This is a genomic window from Pseudomonas viridiflava (assembly GCF_003702045.1).
Lineage (GTDB): Bacteria > Pseudomonadota > Gammaproteobacteria > Pseudomonadales > Pseudomonadaceae > Aquipseudomonas > Aquipseudomonas viridiflava_C.
In genome coordinates, this window is sequence record NZ_RBTP01000069.1 from 397,652 (window position 1) to 412,443 (window position 14,792).

Here is a 14,792-nt window from a genome sequence, read left to right on the forward strand (position 1 = left end):
CTTTCTCGCTAAGCACGTCCCCGGCGTCTGCTTTCGAATAGGCGGCAGTTACTATTGGGTATCTCAGTCCCTCACCGTTCGTGAGGCTACTGGAAGTTTACTCAATGTCATCCACATCGCTACAACCCCTCGACATTCTGGCTATCGATGCCAACCAATTGTTTCTCAACATCGACACTGTGCTGAGTGCGCCCCACGATCCTGTGTTTTATGTGACTGATGGCACGATTCAGCCTGAAGAGCAGTTCCGGATCGTCAGGCTGGTGCTGACCCACCTCCTTGGCGAGGACATCAGTTTCTCGACCCGTGATCTGGCTGTCCCGGATGCAGAGCAAGAACGCAAGCTGTCGCTGCTTTATCTAAGCGCCAAGGCCCATATGCTTTACGCCAACGTCATGGGCGTCGCAGAAACTGATGTCAGCCTTTGGCAGATGCATCAGTTCTACGCCCGCATCGCCTGGTTGAATGAATCCAGTGTCATTGGCGAATCGGCCAAAGCGCAACTCGAACACTACGTGTTCAAGTCATTACCGTTCTGGAATAAAGCGTTGACGCTGGAGGCATCGGGCTACTCTGAGTTGGCTGAATTGCTCACGCCTATTCCGCAAGACCTGCGTCTTTGGATGGTGCAGTTCAAGCGCGGGGCTCGCCTGGTGCCGGGGGCCGAGTGGATCAAGCTGAATTCATCGCCGTCGCTCTACAACGGTCTGGCCGAGCGACATGCTCTGAATGCTGACGACGATAAGCTTGATGCAATAAGTCTGTTCTGCGACAGCTTCCCCGAATTGATCCCGACTGGCCACTATCGCGATAGTGAGTTGTCGCAATGGCTGAACCCGCGTCTGGAAACGCCTGACGTGTGGGCGATCATTTCGGATGCTTTGAAGAGAACCGAACAGAGCGACCCGGCGCTCGGCGGGCTTCAGGTCGACCCAGCCACGCACCTGTCGCTGGCCGCCCGAGCCGAATACCTGCGCAAAGTGGGCGCCTATGTGGTGAATCCGGACAATGGGCACTGGCTGAGTCCGGCCATCGCCAGCGCAGAACGAAGGCTAGCCATGCGAGCTTTGTCGCTGGCAATCAGGCTTCGCTTCGAACATCCGAATCAAGGATTTGGACATGTCATGCTGCTCGCTTCACTGTTGCTGGGGGCCGCACTTGAAACAAGCGTCGAACCGGACGAAGCGTTGCCAAGTGCTCGGGCACTGGATGTCGAAGTCCCGCGTCTGGAAGACTGGGGCACGTTACACGACGCGGACTTCCTGTTCTCCCAGTCGGGTATCGAGTTGCTGTGCGATGTAAATGACGGAGCGCGAACGCTGCGTTTTTCGCCCCATGAAACCTGGCATGCACTGATCCATACCGCGCAGTTCAAGTCCGCTATCGAGCCCATGCTCAGCGCTATGGGCTGGTACGGGGGCCATGCTGACGAGCAGGCTTCACCCCGTATGACCCAGGCGGTAATCGGGCGATCCATCGTCGAGTTCTTTGTGGGCGCGCCTCAGGAGGTCATGCTCCAACTTGGACGGGCACAGGATTACAGCCATGTGCAACTCAGTGAGCGGGTCAGGGGACTGATACAAAAAAGACACACCGGTGCCTCGCCGAGTACCGTCGACATGCTGCATTACCTGCTGTTGCGCGAAACGATGCCCGAGCTGCTGGTGTACGGCGTGCCTGATCATCTGCAATACGGCCGCTCCCTGCAAAGCGTTGCGTTTCTTCACGGTGTGGAACTGGTCGAGGCGATGACGTCCGGACGTGCCGTAACCCTGCCTTACGATGAGTTGATCAAGGTGAGCGCAGACCTGGCCGAATCCTTGGAAACCGAGGTGCAGGCACTCTGGGCAAGAACGCTAACGATGCCTGCCTTGCGCTACGCCGCTGCCCATGGGGTTATTGATGGGGCAGCCAAGGATGACGTCCATCAGGCCTCCGCAGCGCAGGTCACCCAGGCGCTGAGCTATTTGCAAACGCAACAGGAGCTGCACGCTCAGGAATTGAACCGTTTGCTGGCAATCAAGCCACCTGATCGCAAGTCGCTGGCAGAGCAGATGTTGCGTGAAGCCCATGTACCCAGCTGGCTCTGGGATGAACGTATCAGGCCCGACCATTGGCCGATATTGCAGGAACACGGATTCACCGTTGCGCATTCCTACTTCCTTGATCGACAGTTCGCGGTGGGGCAGCCTGAGGCCCCCGTTGTCGAGCTGGTCATGATGGGTGAGGCGTATATTGCTGGTAAGCCGACCATTCCCGAAGCCTACGCCAGCGTATGCAAGATTTTCCGAACGTCGCTGGTCAGTGCTGAGACTGACGTCATCAAAAGGCTGCTGACCGAGATGCAGCCGGGCATTCGTGCGACGTTGCTGAGTTCGACCTGCGAAGTGAGCCGCGTCGGGTTTGTTACCGGGGAGGGTATTCAGGGTCTCTTCATTCGCTGCCAACCAGGCGATCATCTCAATGATTTTGAGGGGCATTCGGTTGCAGAGCTGTTCTTCGAGCTGATTCCCGCTTCCGGCGTCGCACGTGAAGTCAGCCAGTCGTTTACGTATTCGGTTGAAGACGTAACGTGGTCGGGCATTATTTCGATCCCTGAAGCACTGCGTCGGCGCGAGGCGCACCAACGACGTATCGAAAAAGCCAGAACCACGCCATTGTTGCCGATGGACAGCGATGCTTATCTCAACGGCACGGTGTCGCGCAGTCTGATGAGCCCGCATACCCCGAAGCAAGGGACATTGATCCCTTCGGTCGAACTGGTTTACCTGCCCGATACGGATGAGCCGACCCGAATCGATACGCTGGCGCGTCACTGCGCCACTCACCTGCTTGCCCGGTTTTTGGATCAGCGTGAGGCTGAGCATGAACATAAAACCAAATGGGAGCGAGTCTGGGCAGAGGAGCGCGAATACATGGATATCGTGGCCCGGTTCATCATTCCTTTCTATGGGTGCATCAAAGATGTGCAGGAGGGCGATCATAGCGCCAGTGCAATCGTGGGGTGCGTAATGGACGTTGCTTTTGCGCTGATCCCCTTGGGGCAGTTTGCGAGTTCAACAGCACGCATCGTAATGCGCGCTGGAGAGCTGAGTGTGCTGTCTGTCACCCGACTGACCGGCAAGGCGGTCGGCCGACTGATCGTGGGGCTGGCGGAGCAAAGCGGGTTTGTCGCTCTGCGCGATCTGAGCAAAGCCGGACTGCAGATGAGCAGGCTCGGCTGGTCGGCCTTGCTGCACCTATCCCCGACGCTGAAAACGATCGTTTCGTCGCGAGCGCTGGTTGAAAGTGTCTTCGTTTTTGACAAGGGTATGTATCGGGTGCTCGACAGTGTCGAGCACCCTTGGCAGCCGATGCGTGCGGCGTCGGACAGACGTGCTGTGGTCGATGGCCGTCCGGCTGTGGCAGTACGTGAAGTCGGCAGTGCGGATGCCCCGGACTTCAGGCTTCTCGATCCGGACTATGACTGTGTATTCGGCAAGGCACTAACGCCTGTTGTTCATGGCGAACGCCTGGAGCTTTCTTCGGCATCGGCTGCAGACGGGATTCGCCCTGATCGCCACCCGCCCGTCGTGCCGATAACCTCAGGTGCCGATGGCTTTCATGAGGTGCGTATCGATGAGCGTTGCGCCGTCAGCGTCATTGAAAGGCGCGAAGGTGACTTTGATATTCTCGTCGAAGGCAATGTTTATCATCTGGATACCCACGCATCGGATGCAGCACTGCGCAAGCGGGGTATCGACAGGCTCTCCTTGACGTCAGACCCATTGGTGGAGGTTGAAAACCTATGCCGGCTGCGTCGTGATCTGGAGCCGGTGGCTTGCTCTACGGGCATCAAGCTCGCAACGCCCAAGCCTGAGCCTGTTTCTGAAAGTTCGACGTCTTCCACCCGCTACGGCCTGTACCCAAGCCGGGCTATGGATGCCTATGAATTCACGCTCGCCAGACTGGCTGCAAAGTCGGGCAGTGAAACGCCCGGCGTTGATGTGTTTGTCAACGAAGGCAAGTATTGCAAATGGGCGGAGCCGGTCGAAGTGGCATCGGGATCAACGTCCGATGGCAAGATCCTCAGCCCTCTTTCAGAAGACGAGCGGGCACTGTTCTCTCTGCCTGAAACGCCGGCGTACCTTCCCGAGCTGAATGGAGCCCTCTCCAGCGAACGCTTCTTAGGGCTGCCGGAGAACGTTGCTCATGATGATGCTGCATGGATTCACACGCATATCCCTGTAGTCGATCTTGGACCTATCGCATTAGGTGTCAGCGATGCGCGTACGTTGCGTGGTATCCAGATGGAGTTTGCTTCACAGAAATGGATATTCATCGAGCCTGATACAGGCGTGTTTTACAAGGCTTTGACGCCTGGCGAAGACAGCACGGCCCTACGGTTTTCTCGCGTTGAAGCGCGTGAGGAAATCAGCGAGTTCATCAGGGTATCAGAGCAATACAGAGTGTTTCGAGAGCGCCCGAACGCCAAGGTGGACCAGGAAAATATCGCACGCCTGCTTTTCGATCTGCTTGATGAGTCCGAGCGAGCTTCCTGGAATTTCTCGCCGGGCCAGGCAATCCGCACCTATGACGACTATGTGAACTGGTGCGCGGCCAAGAGGGAAACGAACGAACTCTTGGCCATTGGCAGCAATGTGCTTTCGGGTGAGACGATTCAAAGAAAGTTTGTCGACCTAGTGAAGTCGAGTATCCCCGACTTCAAGAAAATGGCCGAGCGAAGCCTGCCTGATCAGCAGCACATTGTGGAGGTGCTTAACCGCCTGCTGCCTGTGCAAGGATCGAAGGCCAAATGGGAAGCGTTGAACTTGCAGAGCGCGGTGACGCCGAAGGCTGCGAAAAGCATCCTCAAGCAGATTAAAGGTGCCAACCTGTCCTTCATGCAGGTCTATACCGAGTCTGGAGAGCGCATCGTGTACTACGCCCTGTCCGGGGGGCAGAGCGCTATAGAGCTCAAATTGCAACTGGATCTGGCAGAAGGGGCCGAGCATATTGTCGATGGCGTGATCTTTCGCGATGCCCGAGCGCGCATGGTGGGCCGCCCGCCGGATCCCGCTTTTACCAGTCTGCCGGTGTTGCGCGACGCTGAGCGTCTCGTGGTGAGAGAGTTTGCCCGTCACCTGGATTCCGAGCGCCTGATTGCGACGATAGTGAAAGAGGACATGGCGTCGACACGGCTGAAGCACATCAAGGTCTTCACCGTATTGGACACCTGCCGGTCGTGCGGTGGTTTTGTCCTGCCCCGCTTGATGCTCGACTTTCCCGACGCGATGTTCTCGGTGACGTATATGAAGGATTACAAGCCGGGCTGATACGGGTTGAGCATGCTCCGGCTTTCTGGCGTGCAGTTTTTGGCGTGCGCTCTGTTGCCGATTGATACCGTTGCGTCCTGTTGAGGCCATAACGCTGCTAGGCTTGGCACCCATCGTCAACGAACCAGAACCTTTCCGATGCTCGAACGCTTGCTGATCATGATCGCCCTGACCGTTGCTACGCCAATGGCCTGGGCGATCACGATCTATAAAACCACCGATGCTGATGGCGTGGTGTCGTTCTCCGACCGTGCTTCGCCCGGTGCAGCCGTCATGGTGTTCAGGGACAGAATGGTCGAGCGCATCGAGCAACAGGTGCATTTGAGTATCCGCCGCGACAAGGGTGTGCATAGCCTTTACGTGCGCAACGACCTGTACGCGCCGGTCGACGTCGAATTGAAGCTTTCCAGCGTCAAGAACGTGCTCGGCGTGTCAGGCTCCTCGACGACGCTTCGCCGTACGATCCCTGCGCGTACCAACGAGCGCGTGGTGGTGTTGAGTCCCAAGGCTGCGGACAAGGCGATGAATTATGCGTCAGTGTTGACCTCAACCCTAGGTGACCCCCGCAGTACGGCTCAGGCCTACCGGTATCCGTTGCCGTGGGTGGGCGGACCGTTTCGTCTGACCCAAGGGCCGGGTGGCAAATACAGCCACTACGGGGTCAAGGGGCGCTACGCGATGGACATCGCCATGCCTGAAGGCACGCCGATCATTGCGGCGCGTGGCGGCACAGTGATCAAGGTCGAGAACAGCCAGTCGGGCAGAGGCTCGAACGCCTCGGGCAACTTCGTGCGCATCCTGCATGACGACGGCACGATGGGCGTGTACCTGCACCTGATGCGCGGCTCGGTCAGCGTCAATGAAGGGCAGCGGGTACGCGTTGGCAGCCCGCTGGCGCGCTCCGGCAATACGGGCAACAGCACCGGCCCGCACCTGCACTTCGTCGTGCAGCGCAACAGCGGCAATGAGCTGGTCTCCATCCCCTATGAGTTCGCCCAGCCCGTACAGAGCCTGCCCAACTTTGCGGTGGGCGGGAATTAGCTACCTGCCTGCATGACTGTTGGAGCGGACCTGGCAGGAGCTGGCCCGATTTCGTCCGTGGGAGCGAGCTTGCTCGCGAAGGGGGCCGCCCAGCCGCTATGGATAGGGCGGTGGCAGCATCGCTTTCGCGAGCAAGCTCGCTCCTACGGGATTCGATCCGGATGTTGGTTTCAATCCAGCTTTAGCACCTTGGCCAGGACAATCTTGGGGCCTTTCATCTTCTTGATGATGATGCGCAGTCCTTCGACTTCCATCTGCTCTTCTTCTTCCGGCACCCGCTTGAGGGTTTCGTAGATCAGGCCTGCCAGGGTTTCGGCTTCGATGTGGTCCAGGTCGATGCCCAGCAGGCGTTCGATCTTGAACAGCGGTGTATCGCCCCGAACCAGCAGCTTGCCCGGTTGGTAGGCCAGAATACCGCGCTCAACCTTGCGGTGTTCGTCCTGAATATCGCCCACCAGCACTTCGAGCACGTCTTCCATTGTCAGGTAGCCGATGATCTTGCCGTCGGCTTCCTCGACCACCGCAAAGTGCGCGCCGCCTTTGCGGAACTGCTCCAGCAACTGCGACAGCGGCATGTGCCGGGAAACGCGCTCCAGCGGTCGGGTCAGTTCGGCCAGGTTGAACGACTCGGGAAGATGGTCCAGGTCCGCCAGTTCAAGCAGCAGATCCTTAATGTGCAGCAGGCCGACGAATTCGCCGCGCTCGGCGTCGTAGACCGGATAGCGGCTGAACTTGTGGCGGCGAAACAGCGCCAGGATTTCCTTGAGCGGAGCGTTGAAATCCAGCGTCACCATGTCTTCACGAGAGTTGGCCCAGTCCACCACTTCCAGTTCGCCCATCTCTACCGCGGAGGCCAATACGCGCATGCCTTGATCGCTCGGGTCCTGGCCACGGCTGGAGTGCAGGATCAACTTCAGCTCGTCGCGGCTGTAGCTGTGTTCGTGGTGCGGACCTGGCTCGCCCTGGCCGGCGATACGCAGGATCGCGTTGGCGCTGGCGTTGAGCAGGTAGATCGCCGGGTACATGAGCCAGTAGAACAGGTACAGCGGCGCAGCGGTCCACAGCGACAGCAGTTCCGGCTTGCGGATTGCCCAGGATTTGGGGGCCAGCTCGCCGATCACGATGTGCAGGTACGAGATGATGAAGAAGGCGGTGAAGAACGAAATGCCCTTGATCAGCTCCGGAGTGTCGACGCCCATTGCAGCGAGCAGCGGTTCCAGCAAGTGGGCAAACGCGGGTTCACCGACCCAGCCAAGCCCGAGGGAGGCAAGGGTGATACCCAATTGGCAGGCCGACAGATAGGCATCGAGTTGGCCGTGGACCTTGCGCAGAATGTGCCCGCGCCAGCCGTTCTTGTCGGCAATTGCTTCGACCCGGGTCGAGCGCAGTTTGACCATGGCGAATTCCGCCGCAACGAAGAAGCCGTTGAGCAGAACCAGGAACAGAGCAAAAAGAATCATGCCGAAGTCGGCAAAGAGTGAAGACAGGTTGACGCTAGGGGAAGGGTCCATGATGGAGTTTTACGGGGTCCGTTCTAACAGAAAAAGAGGTCAGGTTGCGCTGAAAAAGCGCCTTGAACCCGGCAATGTAGCGGCTGTGTGCGCGATTGCCTAGTAGTCTGACTCCTCGCTTTCGGGTTTGAACATCTGGCTGGTGGCGAAATGGCAGGTGAAAACGCTGCCCTTGTTCGGAACACTGTTGATTTCAAGGGTGCCGCGATGACGCAACAGCACATGCTTGACGATCGCAAGCCCAAGACCTGTCCCCCCGGTATTCGACGCACGGCTGGTGTCGACCCGGTAGAAACGTTCCGTCAGGCGCGGCAGATGCTTGGCGTCGATGCCGATTCCCGAGTCCTGCACGCTCAGGTGCGCACCTCGTTCGTCTGCCCACCAGCGGATACGAATGATGCCCTCTGCCGGGGTGTATTTGACCGCATTGAAAATCAGGTTGGAGAACGCGCTGCGCAGCTCGGTTTCACTGCCTTTGAGCTGCATGTCGCTTTCGAGACTGAGGTGGATCTGCTGATTCTTGCTGCCTGACAGGGCAGTGGCGTCGGCCTTGATGGTCTTGAGCAAGGTGCTGATGACGACCGGGTGGTTGTCAGACGGGTAGTCGGTGGCTTCGAGCTTGGCCAGCAACAGCAGGTCATTGAGCAGCGTTTGCATGCGCCCGCCTTGCTGGTGCATTTGCTGCAAAGCCCGCACCCAGCGTGGATTTACGTCATCCACATTGTCGAGCAGGGTTTCCAGATAGCCGAAAATCACCGTCAGTGGCGTGCGCAACTCATGGGACACGTTGGCGACGAAGTCTTTGCGCATCTGCTCCAACTGATGAATGCGTGTCACATCGCGCACCAGCATGAGGTGTTCGTTGTTGCCGTAGCGCGTGATCAGCAACTGGATATGCACGTGATCGTTGGTCGGGGAGGGAATTTCCAGCGGTTCGGCGTAGTTGCCCTGCGCGAAGTATTCCTTGAAGCGCGGATGACGAACCAGGTTGGTCACCGGCTGGCCGCTGTCCTGTGGCGTCTTCAGCCCCAACAGGGTTTCGGACGCACGATTCCACCACTCCAGGTTGCCTTCGCTGTCGAGCATGATCACGGCGTCCTTGAGGGCAGCGGTGGACTCCTGAACACGATCGATGACGGCTTGCAGGCGTCCGCGAACACGTTGATCGCGGCGTTGCAGGTGGTAGATGCTGTCGAAGACTTCGCCCCACAGACCGTAGCCGTCCGGTGGCGGCTCGTCAGCCTTGTGGCTGCTCAGCCAGTCGTGCAGGCGCAGCAGTTGCTTGAGGGTCCAGGCCAGGTAGAGGCCCAGCCCGGTTGCCAGACTCCAGCCGTACTGCCCACTGATCAGACCGACCAGCATGCAGGCAGTCACCAGCAACAACATGTGGCGTATCAGCGTGCCATGCCAGTTTTGGTTCAATTAAGGGTACATCCTAGTCTGCTGCACGCTGCCGGTGTCCTGTGTCTGCGAAAACCGCTGTCAGCTCTTTGTGGAAAAGCGATAGCCAGTGCCGCGCACGGTTTGTACCAGGTTTTCATAAGCATCACCCAAGGCTTTGCGCAGACGACGAATGTGGACATCCACGGTGCGTTCCTCAACGTATACGTTACCGCCCCATACCTGATCCAGCAGTTGGCCGCGGGTGTAGGCGCGCTCCTGATGGGTCATGAAAAATTGCAGTAGGCGGTATTCGGTCGGGCCCATCTCGGCCGGTTTGCCGTCGATGGTGACGCGGTGGCTGATCGGGTCGAGCAACAGGCCGCCGACTTCGATAGGCGCTTCGCCGTCCGTTGGCCCTGCACGGCGCAATACGGCCTTGAGGCGTGCCACCAGTTCGCGGGGCGAGAAGGGTTTGGTGATGTAATCGTCAGCGCCGACTTCCAGGCCCTGGATCTTGTTGTCTTCTTCGCCCTTGGCCGTGAGCATGATGATCGGGATATCCCCGGTCAGCTCATCGCGCTTGAGGCGACGCGCCAGCTCGATGCCCGACGTGCCGGGCAGCATCCAGTCGAGCAGGATCAGGTCCGGCTTGCGATCAACGATGATCGCGTGGGCCTGCTGAGAGTTTTCGGCTTCAATACAGTCGTAGCCGGCCATTTCCAACGCAACGGCGATCATTTCGCGAATAGGCGCTTCGTCGTCAACGATCAGAATGCTCCTGCCAACCATGCTTGAACCTCGTGTCATTTAACTGTCTTGGGGCGCATTAGATAACGGAATTATTGCAGTCGTGTGACAGGTTGGGAGGAGGCTACCACGCATGCCGCTGGACGACTAAGCTGGGCTGGCTATCTCGAACTTATTTGAACGATAAAAAGAGGATGTATCCGATGGCTAATGTCTCTACTGCACTCAAGTTGCTGATGGCGGGCGCTGCTCTGACATCGTCCGCGCTGGCCTTCGCTGCCGAGCCTGCGATGACCAAGGACGGCACGCTGGTCGATCACGAAGGCATGGCGCTTTACACGTTCGACAAGGACAGCATGGGCAAGTCGGCCTGCAACGATCAGTGCGCCGTGAACTGGCCGCCGCTCGCCGCCGAAGCCGACAGCTCTGCGGAGGGCAAGTGGACTGTCATTACCCGTGACGACAAGACCCGGCAGTGGGCTTACGATGGCAAACCGCTCTACACCTTCAAGAGCGACACTAAGGCCGGAGAGGTCACAGGGGATGGCAAGGGTGGCGTCTGGCACCTGGCCAAACCCTGAAGCGTGAGCCTGCCGGGTGATCAGCGCACCGCGTAATCGACGACGATTCCGAGGAATATCGCCAGTCCTGCCCAGTGGTTGTGGATAAACGCTTTGAAGCACGCGTCTCGCTCGCGCAGGCGCGTGCTCCAGAATTCCCAGGCAAAGCAGCCCGCCGCGACCAACAGGCCTGCGTAGAAATACAGGCCCAGCTCAAACCGCGAACCGGCGAGCATCAGGCATCCCAGCGCCAAGCCCTGCAAGGTAAGGATGATCACGCGGTCTGCATCGCCGAACAGTACGGCGGTGGATTTCACACCGATCCTCATATCGTCGTCGCGATCCACCATCGCGTAATAAGTGTCATAGCCGACGGTCCAGAGCAGATTGGCGATGTACAGCAACCAGGCTGCGGCCGGCAGCTCACCGGTTTCTGCGGTGAACGCCATCGGCATGCCCCATGAAAAGGCCGCTCCCAGCACCACCTGCGGGTAATAGGTGTAGCGCTTCATGAAGGGGTAACACGCCGCCAGCGCCAGGCCGCCAAACGATAACCCGATCGTTGCAGCATTGGTGAACAGCACCAGCACGAAACTCAGGCCCACCAGCACCGCGAACAGGATCAGCGCTTCCCGACCGCTGACTTTACCGCTGACCAGCGGACGCTGCTCGGTGCGCTTTACATGACCGTCCACCTTGCGGTCTGCGTAGTCGTTGATGACGCACCCTGCCGCCCGCATCAGGAACACTCCCACCGTGAAGATCAGCACGTTCGCCAGCGACGGCGATCCCTTGCCGGCAATCCAGACCGCCCACAGTGTCGGCCAAAACAGCAGGTAGATGCCGATCGGTTTGTCGATGCGGGTCAACTGGATGAAGTCCCAGATGCGTGGGTTCAGGCGATTCAGTGATTTGAGCAGCGACAGGTACATCAGGCTTGTTCCTTTTTCTGAATCACGCTGGAGAAGGTCGGCAGGAAAACCTCGGCAACCAGTACGCTCAACGAACCCCGGTTGAAGCATGAGCGACGTGCCCATAGGCCTTCGGCTGAGTCGGCTGGAGGCAGCCAGCGCTGAGGGTAGCGACATACCTGAAGCGCGCCACGCTCGAACGCAGGGTCACTGAACAACAACTCGCCCAGTGAGCGTGAACCCAACGCGTCCATCTGCAGGCCGCCTGTCTCAAGCGCACTGCGGGCCGCCACGCTGCGGGCAAAGACCCAACGGCTGTCATTGCCCAGCAGGTAGACTTCACGAACCCAGCCTTCACTGGCCCGGGGCAGTGCCAACGCCGCGCATTCATCGTCGCGTAACGGCTGCCAGCCTTCGAACAGAGGAATGACGCTGAATCCTCCGTCGGACAACAGGTCCAACCGACGGGTCAGGGAATCCTGATTGAACAGCCAGTCGAGAATCACCGGTTCGGGCGCATCGATCAACTGGCTGCGTTCAAGCCAGACTGGCGTCGTAAGGGCGGGGTTTTGCTGGGTCACGGTAAGCACGCGTCGGCCTTTATCGGGGGCGCGAGCTTATCATGATTGGTGACCCTGACAGATGGGGGTGCAGACAGCCCGTTATACAAACGGACTTGCATCCAGGCCTTGCGATCAGTACAACGCCTGCTCAAGCGGCGAACGACCGCTGCGCCAATATTTAGCCTGAATGATGAGAGAAACGAACCATGAAGAAGTGGCAATGCATTGTCTGTGGCCTGATTTACAACGAAGCGGATGGTTGGCCGGACGACGGCATTGCGCCGGGCACGCTCTGGCAGGACGTACCGGAAGACTGGCTCTGCCCGGACTGCGGCGTCGGCAAAATGGACTTTGAAATGATCGAAATCGCTTGATCCACCTGACTCGGGAAACAGCAATGAGCGCACCTGTCATCATCATCGGTACTGGCCTTGCGGGCTACAACCTGGCGCGGGAATTTCGCAAGCTGGACGCTGAAACGCCCCTGTTGCTGATGACTGCCGATGATGGCCGGTCCTACTCCAAGCCCATGCTGTCGACCGGGTTCGGCAAGAACAAGGAAGCCGACGGTCTGAGCATGGCCGAGCCCGGTGCTATGGCAGACCAGCTCAAGGCCGAAGTCCGCACGCACACGCGCATCAGCGGTATAGATCCGGGCCACAAGCGTCTCTGGATCGGTGAGGAGGCGGTGTACTACCGCGATCTGGTGCTGGCCTGGGGCGCAGAGACGATTCGGGTGCCTGTTGAAGGGGATGCGAGTGACGCTGTCTTTGCGATCAACGATTTGCAGGACTACGCCCGTTTTCGAGCAGCGGCGGCAGGTAAGCGGCGTGTTCTGATCCTGGGTGCAGGCCTGATCGGCTGCGAGTTTGCCAACGATCTGATCCTGGGTGGTTACGAAGTGGATCTGGTTGCGCCGTGTGAACACGTCATGCCGACCCTCCTGCCTGCAGCTGCGGCGGCGGCGGTGCAGGCAGGCCTTGAAGGACTGGGCGCACGCTTCCATCTGGGTCTTGTGCTCACACGCCTGCAACGCGACGATGGGGGCCTGCAAGCTCATCTGTCCGACGGCCAGACAATCACCTGTGATCTTGTGGTTTCAGCCATCGGCCTGCGGCCCAGAATCGAACTGGCTGCCGCCGCAGGTTTGCAGACCGGGCGCGGCATTCTGGTGGATCGATACCTGCAGACGTCGCATGCCAATATCCATGCGTTAGGCGACTGTGCAGAAGTAGACGGGCTGAACCTGCTGTACGTCATGCCGCTGATGAGCTGTGCACGCGCCTTGGCTCAAACCCTGGCCGGAACGCCGACATCGGTGAAGTATGGGCCGATGCCGATCACCGTAAAGACCCCGGCGTGCCCGCTGGTAGTCTCGCCACCGCCCCAGGGGACACAAGGGGCCTGGAGTATCGAGGGGCAGGGCGCAGATATCAAAGCGCTTTGCCATGGCGCTGACGGCCAGTTGCTGGGCTATGCGCTGACGGGTTCGGCGGTTATGGAAAAACTTGCCTTGAACAAGCTTTTACCAGCGTTATTGGCATAATTTCGCGTCATTTTGTCGGATAGACCACGTATTTTTGCCAATAAAGGTCGGTCCTGCACTGGCGCGCCTACCGTCGGCGTGCCATCCTCGCTTTCGTCTGCCGCTACGTAGAGCCGTCGCGGCGCCTTGTTACTGTTTGCCATAAGCAGTGCGGGACATAAAAACAAAAACCGTAAAAGAGGCTTCATATGCGTAAACCTGATATTGCAGCCGCCATTGCTGAAAAGGCGGACCTGACCAAAGAGCAATCCAACCGCGTTCTCAATGCCATTCTTGAGGAGATCACCGGCGCACTGCATCGCAAGGACAGTGTCACCCTGGTTGGTTTCGGTACGTTCCTGCAACGTCACCGTGGAGCCCGCACCGGCAAGAACCCGCAGACGGGTGAACCTGTGAAAATCAAGGCGAGCAACACGGTGGCTTTCAAACCGGGTAAAGCGTTGAAAGACAGTGTTAACCCTGAACCCGCCAAAAAGAAAAAAGCCTGATACAGGCTGCCTGCTTCGGCGGGAGGCGGGCAGCGAGCAACGGGCACACCAGTTAAACTGGGTGTCCGTTTTTCATGTGCGCAGTACCGTCATGTGGTCGGCATGCCAGCCCTTGTTACGGGTAAGAAGTTTCCTACTTTAATGCGCTCTTCTGCCTTCATCCCGTTCAGTCTTTCCTGACTTTTTCTCGTTGCACATTCCCTTAAAGTCCCGCTCCCGCAGCTCTTCTGGCTTGCGGTGCTGAACACTTAATATTGGGAAGTCATAAATGAATAAGCTATGGAAGTCTGCCGCTGTTGCCACCGTGATCGCTGTCACGTCGGGATGCGTGAGCTACAACGTGAGCCAGCCGTCTGCACCGCTGGAAGGCGTGGTTAAAACCGATCTGAAGGCGGACGTGAAAGTAGGCGGCACCATCAGTGGCGAATCCTCCACCAACGTTCTGTTCAACTTCCTGAGCATCGGTGGCGACACCCAGTTCGCCGACGGTGTGACCTACGGCGGTGCAAGTGGCGGCGGCTTGGGTCTGGCCCTGCCGGACCCGGTATCGACTGCCAAGGCTGCAGCGGCTTACAAGGCCGTCAAGTCTTCCGGCGCCGACCTGATCGTGGCGCCGCGCTATGAAGTCAACGTGAAGGACTACTTCATCTTCAAGAAGGTTGACGTAAAGGTTACTGGTAACAAGGGCAGCATCAACAGCATCCGCTGATTGATTGTCCCGGCGCTG

At 58.6% G+C, this 14,792-nt stretch carries 12 protein-coding genes; 7 read left to right on the forward strand and 5 right to left on the reverse strand.

The genetic code is table 11. From position 1 onward, the window contains the following. Window positions 1-104: 104 nt before the first annotated feature. Together ALP40_RS22560 and ALP40_RS22565 are read left to right on the forward strand one after the other, a co-directional pair. Window positions 105-5,315: a deaminase domain-containing protein gene (locus ALP40_RS22560; protein WP_122210359.1), complete on the forward strand. Its 5,211-nt coding sequence runs from the start codon at window positions 105-107 to the stop codon at window positions 5,313-5,315. Between the two features lie 138 nt (window positions 5,316-5,453). Continuing rightward, a complete protein-coding gene (locus ALP40_RS22565; protein WP_122210360.1) occupies window positions 5,454-6,356 on the forward strand; it encodes a M23 family metallopeptidase in 903 nt (300 codons plus the stop codon). A 170-nt stretch (window positions 6,357-6,526) separates the two neighbouring features. On the opposite strand, the gene ALP40_RS22570 is transcribed toward ALP40_RS22565, so the two are convergent. The 3 genes from ALP40_RS22570 to phoB all read right to left on the reverse strand — a co-directional run bounded on the left by ALP40_RS22570 (window position 6,527) and on the right by phoB (window position 10,039). Continuing rightward, complete coding sequence (locus ALP40_RS22570; protein ID WP_122210361.1) at window positions 6,527-7,867, reverse strand: hemolysin family protein; 1,341 nt, start codon at window positions 7,865-7,867, stop codon at window positions 6,527-6,529. 99 nt (window positions 7,868-7,966) lie between these two features. Further along, entirely contained in the window at window positions 7,967-9,289 is a 1,323-nt protein-coding gene (gene phoR / locus ALP40_RS22575; RefSeq protein ID WP_122210362.1) for a phosphate regulon sensor histidine kinase PhoR, read from the reverse strand. A 60-nt stretch (window positions 9,290-9,349) separates the two neighbouring features. Next, window positions 9,350-10,039 carry a phosphate regulon transcriptional regulator PhoB gene (gene phoB, locus ALP40_RS22580; protein WP_004881608.1) on the reverse strand — a complete coding sequence of 230 codons (690 nt, stop codon included), beginning with the start codon at window positions 10,037-10,039 and terminating at the stop codon, window positions 9,350-9,352. A 161-nt stretch (window positions 10,040-10,200) separates the two neighbouring features. On the opposite strand from phoB, the gene ALP40_RS22585 reads away from it, so the two are divergent. Further along, window positions 10,201-10,578 carry a hypothetical protein gene (locus ALP40_RS22585; protein WP_122210363.1) on the forward strand — a complete coding sequence of 126 codons (378 nt, stop codon included), beginning with the start codon at window positions 10,201-10,203 and terminating at the stop codon, window positions 10,576-10,578. 20 nt (window positions 10,579-10,598) lie between these two features. Here the strand turns inward: ALP40_RS22585 and ubiA are convergent, their stop codons facing one another. Both ubiA and ALP40_RS22595 read right to left on the reverse strand, forming a co-directional pair. Then, window positions 10,599-11,489, reverse strand: coding sequence for a 4-hydroxybenzoate octaprenyltransferase (ubiA, locus tag ALP40_RS22590; protein ID WP_122210364.1), 891 nt, complete (start codon window positions 11,487-11,489; stop codon window positions 10,599-10,601). Then, window positions 11,489-12,049 carry a chorismate lyase gene (locus ALP40_RS22595; RefSeq protein ID WP_122210395.1) on the reverse strand — a complete coding sequence of 187 codons (561 nt, stop codon included), beginning with the start codon at window positions 12,047-12,049 and terminating at the stop codon, window positions 11,489-11,491. The genes ubiA and ALP40_RS22595 overlap by 1 nt, the downstream gene beginning before the upstream one ends. A 188-nt stretch (window positions 12,050-12,237) precedes the next feature. Here ALP40_RS22595 and ALP40_RS22600 point away from each other — a divergent pair, with 188 nt between their 5' ends. From ALP40_RS22600 to ALP40_RS22620, 4 genes are all read left to right on the forward strand, one after another. Then, entirely contained in the window at window positions 12,238-12,405 is a 168-nt protein-coding gene (locus tag ALP40_RS22600) for a rubredoxin (protein WP_054986759.1), read from the forward strand. A 23-nt stretch (window positions 12,406-12,428) separates the two neighbouring features. Next, window positions 12,429-13,577: an NAD(P)/FAD-dependent oxidoreductase gene (locus ALP40_RS22605; RefSeq protein WP_122210365.1), complete on the forward strand. Its 1,149-nt coding sequence runs from the start codon at window positions 12,429-12,431 to the stop codon at window positions 13,575-13,577. A 188-nt stretch (window positions 13,578-13,765) separates the two neighbouring features. Beyond that, window positions 13,766-14,065, forward strand: a complete 300-nt coding sequence (locus ALP40_RS22615) for an HU family DNA-binding protein (protein ID WP_122210367.1) — start codon at window positions 13,766-13,768, stop codon at window positions 14,063-14,065. A 268-nt stretch (window positions 14,066-14,333) separates the two neighbouring features. Further along, a complete protein-coding gene (locus ALP40_RS22620; RefSeq protein ID WP_122210368.1) occupies window positions 14,334-14,774 on the forward strand; it encodes a hypothetical protein in 441 nt (146 codons plus the stop codon). The last annotated feature ends 18 nt before the right edge of the window (window positions 14,775-14,792 follow it).

Bases quoted from the DNA above. Each gene is read 5' to 3' on its own strand.
- ALP40_RS22560 (WP_122210359.1), top strand. From the start codon at position 105: ATGTCATCCACATCGCTACAACCCCTCGACATTCTGGCTATCGATGCC.
- ALP40_RS22565 (WP_122210360.1), top strand. From the start codon at position 5,454: ATGCTCGAACGCTTGCTGATCATGATCGCCCTGACCGTTGCTACGCCA.
- ALP40_RS22570 (WP_122210361.1), bottom strand. From the start codon at position 7,867: ATGGACCCTTCCCCTAGCGTCAACCTGTCTTCACTCTTTGCCGACTTC.
- phoB (WP_004881608.1), bottom strand. From the start codon at position 10,039: ATGGTTGGCAGGAGCATTCTGATCGTTGACGACGAAGCGCCTATTCGC.
- ALP40_RS22585 (WP_122210363.1), top strand. From the start codon at position 10,201: ATGGCTAATGTCTCTACTGCACTCAAGTTGCTGATGGCGGGCGCTGCT.
- ubiA (WP_122210364.1), bottom strand. From the start codon at position 11,489: ATGTACCTGTCGCTGCTCAAATCACTGAATCGCCTGAACCCACGCATC.
- ALP40_RS22600 (WP_054986759.1), top strand. From the start codon at position 12,238: ATGAAGAAGTGGCAATGCATTGTCTGTGGCCTGATTTACAACGAAGCG.
- ALP40_RS22605 (WP_122210365.1), top strand. From the start codon at position 12,429: ATGAGCGCACCTGTCATCATCATCGGTACTGGCCTTGCGGGCTACAAC.
- ALP40_RS22615 (WP_122210367.1), top strand. From the start codon at position 13,766: ATGCGTAAACCTGATATTGCAGCCGCCATTGCTGAAAAGGCGGACCTG.
- ALP40_RS22620 (WP_122210368.1), top strand. From the start codon at position 14,334: ATGAATAAGCTATGGAAGTCTGCCGCTGTTGCCACCGTGATCGCTGTC.